General features: G+C 66.9%; 9 protein-coding genes. 3 read left to right on the top strand and 6 right to left on the bottom strand.

Annotated elements, in window-relative coordinates; genetic code table 11:
* Positions 1-40: 40 nt before the first annotated feature.
* The 5 genes from hypF to ACODS4_RS19895 all read right to left on the bottom strand — a co-directional run bounded on the left by hypF (position 41) and on the right by ACODS4_RS19895 (position 10222).
* On the bottom strand, positions 41-2278 hold the full coding sequence (gene hypF / locus ACODS4_RS19915) for a carbamoyltransferase HypF (protein WP_488866857.1): 2238 nt from the start codon (positions 2276-2278) through the stop codon (positions 41-43).
* Complete coding sequence (locus ACODS4_RS19910) at positions 2278-4422, bottom strand: response regulator (RefSeq protein WP_488866745.1); 2145 nt, start codon at positions 4420-4422, stop codon at positions 2278-2280. Before ACODS4_RS19910 ends, hypF begins: the two co-directional genes overlap by 1 nt.
* 204 nt (positions 4423-4626) lie before the next feature.
* Entirely contained in the window at positions 4627-5799 is a 1173-nt protein-coding gene (locus ACODS4_RS19905) for a DNA polymerase IV (RefSeq protein WP_488866743.1), read from the bottom strand.
* A gap of 130 nt (positions 5800-5929) precedes the next feature.
* Complete coding sequence (locus ACODS4_RS19900) at positions 5930-6619, bottom strand: response regulator transcription factor (protein WP_488866741.1); 690 nt, start codon at positions 6617-6619, stop codon at positions 5930-5932.
* A 54-nt stretch (positions 6620-6673) separates the two neighbouring features.
* Complete coding sequence (locus ACODS4_RS19895) at positions 6674-10222, bottom strand: hybrid sensor histidine kinase/response regulator (protein ID WP_488866739.1); 3549 nt, start codon at positions 10220-10222, stop codon at positions 6674-6676.
* 502 nt (positions 10223-10724) lie between these two features.
* Here ACODS4_RS19895 and ACODS4_RS19890 point away from each other — a divergent pair.
* The 3 genes from ACODS4_RS19890 to ACODS4_RS19880 all read left to right on the top strand — a co-directional run bounded on the left by ACODS4_RS19890 (position 10725) and on the right by ACODS4_RS19880 (position 12999).
* Positions 10725-10973, top strand: a complete 249-nt coding sequence (locus tag ACODS4_RS19890) for a hypothetical protein (RefSeq protein WP_488866737.1) — start codon at positions 10725-10727, stop codon at positions 10971-10973.
* 220 nt (positions 10974-11193) lie between these two features.
* Positions 11194-12201 (top strand): alpha/beta hydrolase, encoded by a 1008-nt coding sequence (locus ACODS4_RS19885; protein ID WP_488866735.1) that lies wholly within the window; start codon positions 11194-11196, stop codon positions 12199-12201.
* Between the two features lie 69 nt (positions 12202-12270).
* Complete coding sequence (locus tag ACODS4_RS19880; RefSeq protein WP_488866733.1) at positions 12271-12999, top strand: SDR family oxidoreductase; 729 nt, start codon at positions 12271-12273, stop codon at positions 12997-12999.
* Between the two features lie 19 nt (positions 13000-13018).
* On the opposite strand, the gene ACODS4_RS19875 is transcribed toward ACODS4_RS19880, so the two are convergent.
* Positions 13019-13813 (bottom strand): amino acid ABC transporter ATP-binding protein, encoded by a 795-nt coding sequence (locus tag ACODS4_RS19875; protein WP_488866731.1) that lies wholly within the window; start codon positions 13811-13813, stop codon positions 13019-13021.
* Between the last annotated feature and the right edge of the window lie 7 nt (positions 13814-13820).

Here is a 13820-nt window from a genome sequence, read left to right as displayed (position 1 = left end):
AACATATGGGCTGTCCGCCCCGCCACCGCAACCGCAGCCCTCACAGGGTCAGCGCCGCGACCCAAGCTTGCCCCAGGGCCAGACCACCATCGTTGGCCGGGGCCTGACGCGGCAGCAGCGCCTCCACCCCGGCGGCGGCGAAGCCGTCCAGCAGTCCCGCCGCCAGCACGCCGTTCATCAGGCAGCCGCCCGACAGCGCGACCCGCCGCTCCCCGCGCGCTTGCAACTCCGGCAGCGTCCAGGCGATCAACGCGGCGACCAAGGTTCCGTGGAACAGCTCCGCCCCCTCTGTCGCGTCGGTCGCCGTCAACAGGCGTTCCAGCAGGGGGGTGAGGTCGAGCACGCCGTCGCGAACGCTCCAAACCCCCTCGGCGACGCGCGGGCGACGGACCAGCGATTCCAGCACCATCGGCGCCTCGCCCTCGAACCCAGCCAGCGGACGCACGCCGAGGATGCCGCATGCCGCGTCGAACCAGCGCCCGCAAGAGCTGGTCAGCGGCGCGTTGATCCCCCGCTCGATCATCCGCCTCACGCCCTCCGCCGGGCCGTGGGCGGCGAAGCGGACGGGAATCTCCTCCGCCCGGCCCATCCGCGCCAAGGCCGCCGCCGCCATCCGCCAGGGCTGCCGGGCGGCGACGTCGCCGCCGGGTTGGGCCAGTCGGGCCAGCCGCCCAAGCCGGGCGAACGCCCCACCGTCGATCCGCAGCAATTCCCCGCCCCAGGATTCGCCCCCCGGCCCCAACCCGAAGCCGTCGAGCGCCAAGCCAAGCGTCGGTTCCGTCACCCGGTGTTCGGCCAACACGGCGGCGAGATGGGCGTGATGATGCTGCACCGCCACGACCGGAAGGCCCAAGCGCTCGGCAAAGCGGGTGCTGGGAAAATCAGGGTGGGCGTCGTGGGCGACCACTGTCGGCGCCACCCCCAGCAGATGCAGCAGATGGCCGACCGTCTCCTCGAAAAAACCAATGGTCGCGGCGTTGTCGAGGTCGCCGATGTGCTGCGACAGGAACGCCTCGCTCCCCCGCGTCACGCAAACAGCGGCCTTCAAATGACCGCCAACCGCCAAAATCGGCGGAACCGAATGGGCCAGCCGGATTGGTTCAGGAACCCGCCCACGGCCCCGGCGGAGCACGGCGGGGGCGCCAGCCAGCCAGCGCACCACCGAATCGTCGGCGCGGACGATGATGGGCCGGTCATGATCGACGATGACGTCGGCGATGCCGCCCAACCGCGCCCGCGCCTCGTCGTTGTCGATGACCAGCGGTTCGCCGCCGGGGTTGGCCGAGGTCATCACCAGGGCCAAATCCTGTGGGTTTTCCAACCACTCCGTTCCAACGGGTCGCCCCGCCGCCTCGTGGAACAAGAGATGATGCAACGGCGTGTAGGGCAGCATGACGCCCAACCACGCCAGATCGGGGGCGACGCCGGGGGCCAATGTTGGACCGTCGTCACGCCGTTGGGCCAACAGGATGGGGCGCGCGTGGCCGGTCAACAGGGCGCGCTCCTCCCCCGACAAGACGACGAAACGGGCGGCGGAAGCGGCGTTGGCGACCATCAGGGCGAAGGGCTTGCCGTTGCGTTGCTTGACCCGGCGCAAGCGCTCCACCGTGTCGCCCTGCGCCGCGTCGCAAACCAGATGAAAGCCGCCCAACCCTTTCAGCGCGACGACGCGCCCGGCGCGGAGATGGTCGAGAATGACCTCCGGCGGGCAGGACAGCCGGGGGCCGCAGTCCGGGCAGGCGGTGGGTTGAGCGTGAAAGCGCCGGTCGGTCGGGTCGTCATACTCCGACGCGCAAGCCGGGCAGAGCGGAAAGCCCGCCAGCGCCGTTTGCGGTCGGTCGTAGGGCAAGCGGCGGGTGATGGTGAAGCGCGGGCCGCAATGGGCGCAGTTCAAAAAAGCGTAGCGATGCCGTCGGTCGGCGGGATCGAACAGTTCGGCCAGACAGGCCGGACAGACGGCGGCGTCGGCGGCCACGCCGGTGGCGACCATCCCGCTGGCGTCGCTGGCGCGGATGGCGAAGCCAATCTCACCCACCAGCAAAGGACATTCGACCGTTTCCACCGCGTCGATGCGGGCGAGCGGCGGGACCTCAACCGTCAGGGTTTCGAGGAAAGCGGCGGTCTCATCCCCTTGCCCCTCGATCAGCACGCCCTCAACGTCGTTGCGTACCCAGCCGGTCAGACCGAAACGCAGAGCCAGCGCGTGGACTTGCGGGCGAAACCCCACCCCCTGGACCTGCCCGCGCACCCGAATCCGCAACCGCCGCGTCACGCCCATCAAGCCGCCGAATTCATCGCCGTCATGGATCGGATGGAACGAACCAAGCTCTGCGGCATCACCGGCTTGGCCAGCAGCGACAAACCATCGGCCACATCCACCACCTCCGCCATCAACTCCTCGGCGTAACCCGTGACCATCAAAATGGGAATGGGGTTGTTGCGCGCCCGGATGGCGCGGACCATGTCCAACCCGTTCATTCCTGGCATCATATGGTCGGTGACGATGACGTCAACCGGCGATCCCTGGTCAAGCAAGCCAAGCGCGGTTTCCGCGTCCGCCGCCTCTTGCACGGCAAAACCCGCCTGTGTCAGAAAATCGGCGGTGGCGCCGCGCACCAGATCCTCATCGTCCACCAAGAGGATCGAGCAGAGGCTCGCCGCCTGGCCCACCAGCGCCCGCGCTGGCGCAGGAGAAAGCGCCGTCACTTTGGCCGCCGCGCGCGGCAGGAACAACGTCACCGTGGTTCCATGACCGGGTTGGCTGTCAATCGCCACGCCGCCGCCGGATTGGGTGGCCAACCCATGCACCATGCTGAGACCCAGGCCGGTGCCGCGCCCAACCTCCTTGGTGGTGAAAAAAGGTTCAAAGGCGCGGGCCGCCACCTCGGGCGTCATGCCCGTCCCGGTGTCGCGAACGGCGATGGCGACGCAGTCACCCGACGGCAAACCAGCGACCGACAACTCGCCGACCGTCCGGTTGGTCGCGGTGATGGTCAAGACGCCGCCGTCGGGCATGGCGTCACGCCCGTTGATGGCCAGATTGAGCAGCGCCATTTCCAACTGGTTGGCGTCGATCATCACCGGCCACAGGCCGGGCGCCGACCAGCGTTCCACCCGAACCGCGCCGCCGAGCGTCCGTTCCAGCAACGCCGCCACCCGCGCGGTCAGCGCGTCCACATCGACGATCGCCGGGCGAAGCTGCTGACGACGCGAAAAGGCCAGAAGATGCTGAGTCAGCGTCGCCCCGCGTTCCACCGCCTGAAGCGCCATGCGGACCGGCCCGACCACCCGCTCATCCTGGCAGCGGCTTTCGATGACGTGCAGGTTGATGCCGATGGCCTGAAGCAAATTGTTGAAGTCATGGGCGACGCCGCCGGTCAACTGGCCGATGGCTTCCATTTTTTGAGCCTGCCGCAACGCCTGTTCGGCCTGCTCCCGCCCCTCCATCGCCTGCCGCGCCTCCGCCAGCGCCTGGGTCGTCGCCTCATAAGCCCAAAACTGGCGGGCCAGCGCCCACAACGCCAACAGCACCGCCAGCGCCCCAACCAGCCCGGCCACGACGATGGTGGCGACCTGGGATCGCCATCCCGCCAACACATCCGCCAAAGTCCGGGTGACGTTCACCACCACCGGATAGGTCTGAACGGCGCGGGTCGCCACCACCCGCGTTCCAGCGTCCAGCCCGTCCGGGGCCAAGAACACCCCGGATTCGGCCTTTGACAACACATCCAGGAACAGGCGCTGACCAACCGGCTTGCCGACCCCGGGCAGCGCCGGATGGCGGGTCAACAAGATGCCGTCACGTCGCCACAAGCTGATGCTGCTGGTCGCGTCGCCAACCCGCAAGCCGCGATAGAGCCGCTGGAAATAATCGAGATCGATGGCCCCCAGCGCCAGCCCGAGAAAGCGGCCATCGGGCGCGCTGACCCGGCGGGCCAGATAGACGGTCCAAGCGCCGTTGCCGCGATTTTCCACCGGCTGGCTGAGAAACGGCTCGTCGGTGTCGCGGTCTTTCAGGGCCAGAAAGTAATCGCGTTCGGCCACGCTGATGGCCGGTGGCGGGTAAAAACGCGAGAAATTGACCAGTTGTCCATCCGCCCCGATCAGCGTCACCGCGTCGATCTGCGGCACCACCGAAGCCTTGGCCTTCAACAGGTCGTAGGTGTCCTGGTCAGAACGCAGGCGGACGAAATCCTCCGGCGTGGCGATCTCTTCGGTCTTCATCCGGTCGATGACGCTGGTCAGCACCAGATCGACGCTTTGAAGCGCCCGCGCCGTTTGTTCAGACAGGGAAAGATTGAGAGTCGCCAACTCGCGCTTGGCGCCGTCGATTTCCTTGTCGCGCAAAATCTGGATGTACTGGGCCGTCGCCGCCAGGATGGCGGTCAAGGCCAACGCGCCGATCAAAAGCAGAAGTCTCAAGGGCCGACTCGCGCGCAAGTGAGAAAGCCACAGGCCAGGCCAGGACGGCAAGATGGATCGTGCAACCATGACGCTAAGGCTCACCCCCCACCGCCAAGATTGCAACCAGCGCGGTTTGTGGATCATCGGGGGCGCCGTGGCAAGCGTCAAGGTGGCGTTCCGCGCGACCCTGCCTAGCCAAGTCGCATAGGCCATAGCGACAAATCAGTGACCAAACAGATCCAGTTCCGGATCTGGATCGGTCGCCGGGTGGACCAGATCCGTGCATCCAATGCCGATCAGGCGGAAAGCGCGCCCGTCCACCTCGCGCTCCAAAAGGGAAAGCCCGGCGGCGAAAATGACGTCGGCGGCGCTGGTCGGCTCAACCCGGCGGGAACGGGTGAGCTGTTGGAAATCCTTGGTCTTCAGCTTCAGCACCACGCTGCGGCCCAACAGCCCCTCGCGCTCCAAACGGCGTGACACCTTGGCGGCCAGCGGACGAAGCTCCTGCGTCAGCGCGGGCAAGGCGGTGACGTCCCAATCGAAGGTTTCTTCCGACGAAACGCTCTTGCTGACCGATTCCGGTTGAACCCGGCGGGAATCCTCGCCGCGCGCGAAGTTGAACAGCACCCGGCCCATCGCGCCATAACGCTTGACCAGCCAATGCTCGTCCTTGTCTTGAAGATCGCCGACGCGGGTGACGCCGTCGGTGAACAGCTTGCGTTCCAAGGCCGGACCGACGCCCCACAGGATGGTGACGCGCTTGGGCGCCAGAAAGGCCGCCGCGTCGGCCCGGCCCAGCACGGAAAAGCCGCGCGGCTTGTCGAGGTCGGATGCGATTTTGGCCAACAGCTTGTTGTAGCTGAGGCCGATGGACGCGGTGATGCGCAACTCGCTTTCAAAGCGACGGACGATCTCGACCAGCGCCTGGGCCGGGCTGACGCTCAGACGCTCCTCAACGCCGGTCAGGTCGAGATAGGCCTCGTCGATGCTGATCGGTTCGACCAGCGGGGTGAAGGCCTCCATGATCGCGCGGGCGCGGTGGCCGACCTCTTTGTATTTGGCGATGTCGGGCCGGATGATGGTGGCGTCGGGGCAGCGGTCCAGCGCCTCGCGGATCGTCATGGCCGAGCGCACCCCCGACATCCGGGCGACGTAGCAGCAGGCGGCGACCACCCCGCGATGGTCGTCGCCGCCGACGATCACCGGACGGCTGGCCAGCTCTGGCCGGTCGCGCTTTTCCACCGTGGCGTAAAAGCTGTCGCAATCAATATGGCCGATGGTCAGATCATGCAGTTCCGGGTGACGGAACAGGCGGCGGCTGTCGCATTTCGGGCAACGCGCGGCCTCCCCGTCAAACGCGGCGGCGCAATCACGGCAAACACAGGGCGCGCTCATCCCAGCCAAAACCTCCGGCCCGGTTCGCCCGCCCAACCCAACGGCGGCGATCCGCGCCCGCCCATTCTAGCAACATCGCGCGCGCCGGACCAGCCTGTTGAGTACGAATGAGGAACAAATGCCCTGAGACTTAGGGCCGCAACCCGTCGCCGTCCACCGCCAGCCGCCCAGCCACCACCGCCGCCTGGGTGCGGCTGACCACGTTCAGCTTGCGCAGAATGCTGGAGACATGGACCTTGACCGTCTGTTCCGACACGTTCAGATCCCCGGCGATCTGCTTGTTCAGCTTGCCGTCGACGATCATCGTCAAGATGCGCAACTGCTGCGGCGAGAGGGAGGCGAAGCGGCGGGCGGCTTCGGCCTCGTCCGCTTCGGGGGTGTCGAGCGCGCTGAGCGGCGGCGCCCACACGTCGCCCGCCAGAATGGCGCGGATCGCGTCGGCCATCGCCGCCATTGACAGCGATTTCGGGATGTAGCCCGACGCGCCATAGGCCAGCGCCCGGCGGATGGTGTCGGCGTCCTGAAGCGCCGACAGGATGGCGACCGGCACCGTCGGGTGATGGGCCAACATCAGGAACAACCCGGCGAAGCCATGGGTTCCCGGCATGTTGAGGTCGAGCAACACCAGATCAACCGCGTTGGGCCGGGCCGCCACCGCCGCCATCACGGCGTCCAGATCCGGGCATTCGATCACGGCGGCTTCCGGCATCGCCCGGCCCAGCGCGTCGCGCAGGGCCGCCTGCACCAGCGGATGGTCGTCGCCGATGACGATGGTCGTGGTCGCGGTCGTTGTGGTCGTGGTTTCTTTGTCGCTGCTCATGCCGTCGTTTCCCCCTAACGCTGGACCGTCCGGCTTTTGTCCGGTTCCGGCTTTTCATTCGGCGACCGCCGCCGTTTGCAGCGCCGCCCCGTTGAGAAAGCGGCGCAGCGAGGCCGGTTTCACCGGCTTGTAGATCACCCCGCAGCCGCAGCGTTCCGCCTCCAGCCGCACGGCTTCGGAACGGTCGGCGGTCAGCAGCAGCCCTTTCACCGGACGGTCCCACAGTTCGCGCAACCGTTCCAGCACGGCAAGGCCGGTCAACCCCTCGGCGATGTGATAATCGACGCAGACCACATCGGGAAGCGTCTCGCCCATCCCCGCCAGAGCCGCCAAGGCTCCATCGACGTCCGACGCCGTCGCCACCCGGCAGCCCCATTGCCCCAACAACGCCCGCAAGCCCGCCAGAATCGCGTCTTCATTGTCAACGCACAGCACCAGCAACCCACCGGCCAGCACCCCGGCGGGCGGGGCGGAGGGTCGGTTGAGCGGCATCGGGCGATGCTCCGTCACCGGCACATCCACGGAAAAGCCGGTGCCGCGCCCGAACGTCGACCGCACCGTCACCGCATGGCCCAACAGCGTCGCGATGCGATCGACGATGGCCAACCCCAAGCCCAACCCCTTGTCCGCCGCCACGCCGCCGCTGGTGGCGGTTCCCAGACGGCGGAACTCCTCAAACACCTCGCGCCGCTTGCTTTCGGGGATGCCGGGGCCGCTGTCCCACACCTCAATCCGCAGATGCTCGCCACGACGTCGGCAGCCCAGCAGAATCCGGCCTTTGGGCGTGTAGCGGATGGCGTTGGACAGGAAATTCTGCAACACCCGACGCAGCAATTGCGGATCCGAACGCACCACAGCCCCACAACACACCACGCGCAAGGTCAAGCCGCGCTCTTGCGCCAAGGCGGAAAACTCCACCGCGAGGCCGCTCAGCAAATCGCCGATGGCGAAGGCGCGGATCTTGGGCCGGACGTTCCCGGCGTCCAGCGACGAGATGTCGAGCAACCCGCCCAACAGCATTTCGGTGGAGCGCAAGGACGCCGCCGCGTTGTCCACCATGCCGCGCTCAGCCTCGCGTTGCGGCCCGGTCGGCAATGGTCCGCGCACGCTTTCCTCCAGCGCCGACACGAACAGCCGGGCGGCGTTGAGCGGCTGCAACAGATCATGGCTGGCGGCGGCAAGGAAACGCGTCTTGCTGGCGTTGGCGGCCTCCGCCTCGCCCTTGGCCTGTTGCAGGGCGACGGTGCGTTCGCGCACCCGGCGCTCCAGGCTCTCGTTGGCCTCGCGCAGCGCTTCGGCGGCGCGATAACGTTCGGTCACGTCGGTGTAGGTGGAGACGTAGCCGCCCTCCGGCATCGGGTTGCAGGCGATCTCCAGCACGGTGCCGTCGGGGCGGCGGCGCTCGTAGCGGTAGGGCCACGCCATGGTCGTGGTGTCGCGGTTGACCAGCAGCGCCTTCAGATCCTCGGCGTCATACTCGCCGCGCTCGGTGTTGAAGCGGATCAATTCGGCGAAGGGAACGCCGACCCGCACCCGGTCGGGCGGCAGATCCAGCAGCTCCAGATAACGGTGATTCCAAGCCGCCAGCCGGTAATCGGCGTCGATCACGCAAATTCCCTGTCCAACATTCTCCAAGGTCGTTTGCAGCAGTTTGCGGTTGAAGCGCAACGCCTCCGACGCCTCGTCCAGCATCGCCATGGCGTCGCCGCGCGACAGGGCGCGGCCTTGCAGCGACGCCGCCATCACCACGCGGGCGGACGCCGCGCCCACCGCCCCGGCGATCAGGTTTTCCGTGAATCGCACAGCGTCCAGATCCGCCGGCCCCGCCCCGCCGCCGCGCCCGACGCCATAGCCGTCAAAGGCGGCGTTGCCGCGCTCCGGCCCGACAAAACGGATGGCCAGCGCCCGCAAGTCAGCCAGTTTGGCGAGCGAACGGGCCGACGGGCGTCGTTCCTCCTCCTCGCCATCGTCACAAACGGCGTCGAGATAGGCGATGGCTTGAGTCCGTTCCACCGCGCTGGGCCGGGCCAGCAGGGAGCCAATGACGAAGGCCAGCAGATTGACCAACAAGCTCCACAAGCTGGCGTGGGAAATCGGATCCATCCCCTCGACGCCGAACAGCGCCTGAGGTTTCAACCAACTCAGCCCCCAAGGACCGTTGTCGAGGAAGGCGTCGGACACCGGAATGATCCGCGTCATCGATGGGATCAGCAACGTGTAGACCCACAACAGAAACCCAGCCCCCAACCCGGCCAACGCCCCGACACGATTGGCGCGCGGCCAATACAGCGCGCCGAAAAAAGCCGGGCCGAACTGCGCCACCGCGACGAAGGACAGCAACCCGATGACCGTCAACGGGTAGTCGCGATCCACCAAACGATGCATGGCGTAAGCCAGCAGCAGAATGCCGACCACCGACAGCCGCCGCACCAGCAACAGCGCGCCCACCATGTCGCGGCTGCCGACACGGGCGGCGAAGCGCGGGCGGCTCAACAGAAGCGGCATCACCACGTCGTTGCACAGCATGGTGCTGAGCGACACCGCCGCGACGATGACCATGCCGGTCGCCGCCGACAGCCCGCCGATGAAGGCCATCAGGCTGAAGGCCCCCGCCTCGGCGGCGATGGGCAGGGTAATCATGAAGGTGTCGGGGTTGATCCGCCCATCGCCGAACGTCACCAGCCCGGCCACCGCGATGGGAATCATCAACAGGCTGAGCGCCAGCAGATAGGCCGGGTACATCCAGGCGGCGGCCCGGACATGGCGGGGGTTGTCGTTCTCCACCGTCACGACATGGAACATCTGCGGCAGGCAGAGAAAGGCGATGACCGAAATCACCGTGTTCGACCACCAGGTCGGGTGCAGAAAATCCGGGGTCAGCAGCGCCGCCGCCTGTGGACGGGTCAGCAGATCGCCGAAGCCGTCGAACATGCCAAAGACGATGAAGAGAGCCACGGCGAGGAAGGCCGTCAGCTTCACCAGACTTTCAAAGGCGATGGCCAGCATCAGGCCGCGATGATGCTCGCTGGCGTTGATGTGGCGGACGCCGAACAGAATGGTGAAGACCGCCATCGACAGGGCCACGGCGAAGGCGGTGTCGCCCCACACCGGGCGAATCCGCGCCGCCTCTTCCAGCGTCGCGGCGGTCAGCACGTCGAAGCTGGCCGCCACGGCCTTCAGTTGCAAGGCGATGTAGGGCAGCACGCCGATCAGCGCCGTCAGAGTCACCAGCGCCGCCACCGCCTGACTTTTGCCATAGCGCGCGCCGATGAAATCGGCGATCGAGGTGACGTTCTGCGCCTTGGTGATGGCGATGGTCTTGGTGAAGACGGGGCGGGCCAGCAACAGCAGCACGGTCGGCCCCAGATAGATCGGCAGAAAATCCACCCCGCTGACCGACGCGCGGCCAACCGATCCGTAAAAGCTCCAGCTAGTGTTGTAGATGCCAAGGGTCAACGCGTAGAACACCGCCGACCAGCGCGACCCCATCGACAACAGCCCGCCGCCTGCCCGACCAGCGGCGCGCCGATCTCCCCACCAGGCGATGGCGAACAGCACGCCCAGATAGGCCGCCGACACGGCCAACACCAGCCAACTCTGCACGGCGACATCCCCTATGCCCTCTTTTGAGACCATGGTTGGCTCAGCCAACCACCGGATCTCCACGGCTTGCAGCCTAAAGCAACAGCGGGGGAAGCGACAACGCCCAGCGCCAGAACTGCCCAATCTGTGGGCATTTTTGAACCAAGGTAGGGGGCGCGCATGGTTGGGAGGACGGAGTAGAACACCCCCACTCAGGGTCCGGCGCGCATCTCCCACTCCGGGAATGGGCAGGCCCGTCCCAGTCGCCGCTGCCGCGATGGTCCAGGCCGGAACCAGGGAAGCGGCCATTCGCGCACCCTCCCTCACGCGCGGATGGCCGCTTCCACATTTTCCACGCCGCCCGCATCACGCCCATTGAAACAAAATTGCGCTTTCGCCATTCTGCTTGGGAAAGCGTCGCGCGTGGCGCAATCTGTGGCAAGATGGAGTCCAGGTTGAACCACGCGGGATCACGCCCCCTGCCGGGAGGCTCCCGGAAACGGAAGACGGACACCCAATCAGAATGTTGATCGATGCCTATTTGGGGTTCCGGGTCGGTGACGTTGTGCTGGACCGCGCCGAGCTTGCGGCCGGCACCGCCACCATCAAGGAGATTCACGTCGTTCCGTGCGACTGGGCGCATGGGCTGACCGGCATTGCCGTGATGGAAAACGGCGCCGAGCGGTTCATCGTTCAACTGAAAAAAGTTCGACCAACCGAAGCGGCGGAAACAGAAACCAACGTCCGCCCGCTGCGCCACCGCGTGCGTTGACCCCAATGGGACGGGAGGCGCGCGCCCTCCTCCCGCCCGTTTCTCCGCCGCCCCCGCCCGCCCCTTGTTCTGGCGACCGCGACGCGCCGCCAGAATCTTGGCTGCGTCATTTTTTAACAAAATTATTTTGCTGTTTATTCTATATATAATCTATATTGACAGTAGATATATGGCCGCGTAGCGTCTGGCCCATGGATCGCTCGATCAAGGGGATGGGGTTATGCCGGACACCAATCAGCTTTTCGCGCTCGACCGTTTGGACCCGCAAGTCACCGCCCTGCACGAGCGGATGGCCGCGTTGGGGTTGGCTTCGGCGGATCCCTTGACCATGCCCATCGCCCTGGCCCGCGCGACGGCGGAGCGCGCCCATGTCTTTTTGAACCAGGACGCGCCCCCCATTTCCGTCCGCGACATCGTCGCCGAGGGGCCGGTCGGACCCTTGCGGCTGCGGCTCTACCGCCCGCCAACGACACAGGACGGCCCGCTGCCGGTGCTGCTCTATTTCCACGGCGGCGGCTTCGCCGTGAACAGCGTGGACACCCACGACCGGCTGCTGCGGCTGCTCGCCCTGCGCAGCGGCGCGGCTGTGGTCGCCGTCGCCTATGGCAAGGCCCCCGAACACCGCTTCCCTCATCAACATGACGAGGCCTTGGCCGCGCTGCGTTGGGTGGCTCGCCATGGCGCCTCCCATGAACTGGACGGCGAGCGCGTCGCCGTCGGCGGCGATTCCGCCGGGGCCAATCTGGCGCTGGGGGTCGCGCTGGCCGCCCGCGCGCCGGGCGAACCGCGCGTGTCCTTTGGCCTGCTGTTCTACGGCATGTTCGCGCATGATTTTCACACGCCGTCGCACCGCCGCTTTGGCGATGGCCGTTATGGCCTGACCACGGCGCGGATGCGCTGGTATTGGGAACAGTATCTCGGCCACGCCGAACCAACCCGCGACCCGCGCGCCGCGCCGCTGCTGGCCGATCTCAAAGGGTTGCCGCCGCTTCTGTTGCTGGCCGCCGGTCTGGATTGCCTGCGCGACGACAGCCTGCGGCTGGCCGAACGGTTGGCGGCGGCCGACGTTCCGTTCACCTTGTCGGTGTATGAATCCCTGCCCCACTCCTTCGCCAGCATGACCCGGCTGGTCGAGGCGGCGGACGGGGCCGTCACCCGCGCCGCGTTGGCGGTGCGCCAGCGTCTGACCGAGGCGTTCACGCGCGGCGCACAGCCAGCCCAAGCTTGACGCGGGCGTCCGCATCGCCGACCTTTCTGGAGTTCCGCCGAAACCACACGCTCCCATAGGACCATCACCATGAAAGCCATCGTCACCGGCCATTCCCGTGGGCTTGGCGCGGCGTTGGCCGCCGCTCTGCTCGACCGGGGCGCCGCCGTTCTGGGGCTGGCGCGCGTGGGCAATGAGGCGCTGGCTGGGCGTATGGAACAGATCCCCGTCGATCTTTCCAACCCCGACGCGGTCGCCGCCTTGACGGTCAAGGGCGGACCGCTTGACCGTTTTCTGAACGGTCCCGGCGTTGGCCCGGTTCTGCTCATCAACAACGCCGGGATGGTGGAACCGATCGGTCCCGCTGGAACCTTGGATCCGGCGGCCATCGCGCGGGCCGTCGCGCTGAACGTCACGGCGCCGCTGATGCTGACCGACGCCGTCATCGCCGCCACCGACGGCCAGCCCGACCGCCGGGTTTTGCATGTGTCGAGCGGGGCGGGGCGCAGCGCCTATCCGGGGTGGAGCGTCTATGGCGCGACCAAAGCCGCGCTGGACCACCACGCCCGCGCCGTCGTCGCCGACGCGCGCGCCGGTCTGCGCATCGCCAGCGTCGCCCCTGGGGTGGTGGACACCGACATGCAGGCCACCCTGCGCGCCACGCCGGAGGACCGCTTCGTCCTGCGGGAGCGATTCGTCTCCTTGAAGAACAGCGACGCCCTGACCTCGCCGGAGGCCTGCGCCGCCACCATGCTCGCCCACCTGTTGAGCGACGCGTTCGGACGCGATCCCGTCGCCGACGTGCGCAATCTGGCGTAAAGCCCTAAAAAATCACAGTTTAGAACGTCACATGGCCAAGGAAATCGCGAGTGCGCGGATCCTCGGGTTGGGTGAAGATCTTCTCCGGCGGCCCTTCCTCCACAACGATTCCATGATCGGTGAAGCACACCTGATCGGCGACCTCGCGGGCGAAACCCATTTCGTGAGTCACCAGAATGCAGGTGATGCCCTCCTCCGCCAGATCACGGATGGTAGACAGAACCTCTTTGACCATCACCGGATCCAGGGCGGCGGTCACTTCGTCGAACAGCATGATGGTGGGCCGCATCGCCAGCGAGCGAGCGATCGCCACGCGCTGCTGTTGCCCGCCGGACAGAGCGCCGGGGTAGCAATGGGCCTTGTCCAGCAAACGAATCTTGGTGAGCAACGCGACCGCCCGCGCCTCCACCTCCTCCCGGTCCTCTTGCAGAACATGGAGCGGCGCCATCATGACGTTCTCCAGCGCCGTCTTGTGGGGGAACAGATTGTATTGCTGAAACACCATGCCGACGCGGCGGCGCAAGGCGATCTTGTCGAGCGCCGGGGCATGAACCGCGATGCCTTCGACGACGACCGTTCCCGAATCAATCGGGGTCAACGCGTTGATGCAGCGCAGAAGCGTTGATTTGCCCGACCCCGACGGGCCGATCACGCAGGTGACGTCTCCCCGTTTGACCGACAGCGTCACCCCGTTCAGCACCCGCGTCGCTCCAAAGCTTTTGCGGACGTTGGCGAGCATGACCGCCGGAGCCGCCGCCGGACGGGTGGGCGCGGCGGCGGGTGGGGCCGGGCGTTCGGCGATGGTGTCGAGCATCAACGGA

The organism is Azospirillum sp. FG154 (assembly GCF_057809575.1).
Note: the sequence above shows the minus strand (reverse complement) of the source record. Positions and strands in the feature narration are given on the sequence as shown.

Bases quoted from the DNA above. Each gene is read 5' to 3' on its own strand.
- ACODS4_RS19875 (WP_488866731.1), bottom strand. From the start codon at position 13,813: ATGCTCGACACCATCGCCGAACGCCCGGCCCCACCCGCCGCCGCGCCC.
- ACODS4_RS19900 (WP_488866741.1), bottom strand. From the start codon at position 6,619: ATGAGCAGCGACAAAGAAACCACGACCACAACGACCGCGACCACGACC.
- hypF (WP_488866857.1), bottom strand. From the start codon at position 2,278: ATGGGCGTGACGCGGCGGTTGCGGATTCGGGTGCGCGGGCAGGTCCAG.
- ACODS4_RS19880 (WP_488866733.1), top strand. From the start codon at position 12,271: ATGAAAGCCATCGTCACCGGCCATTCCCGTGGGCTTGGCGCGGCGTTG.
- ACODS4_RS19890 (WP_488866737.1), top strand. From the start codon at position 10,725: ATGTTGATCGATGCCTATTTGGGGTTCCGGGTCGGTGACGTTGTGCTG.
- ACODS4_RS19905 (WP_488866743.1), bottom strand. From the start codon at position 5,799: ATGAGCGCGCCCTGTGTTTGCCGTGATTGCGCCGCCGCGTTTGACGGG.
- ACODS4_RS19885 (WP_488866735.1), top strand. From the start codon at position 11,194: ATGCCGGACACCAATCAGCTTTTCGCGCTCGACCGTTTGGACCCGCAA.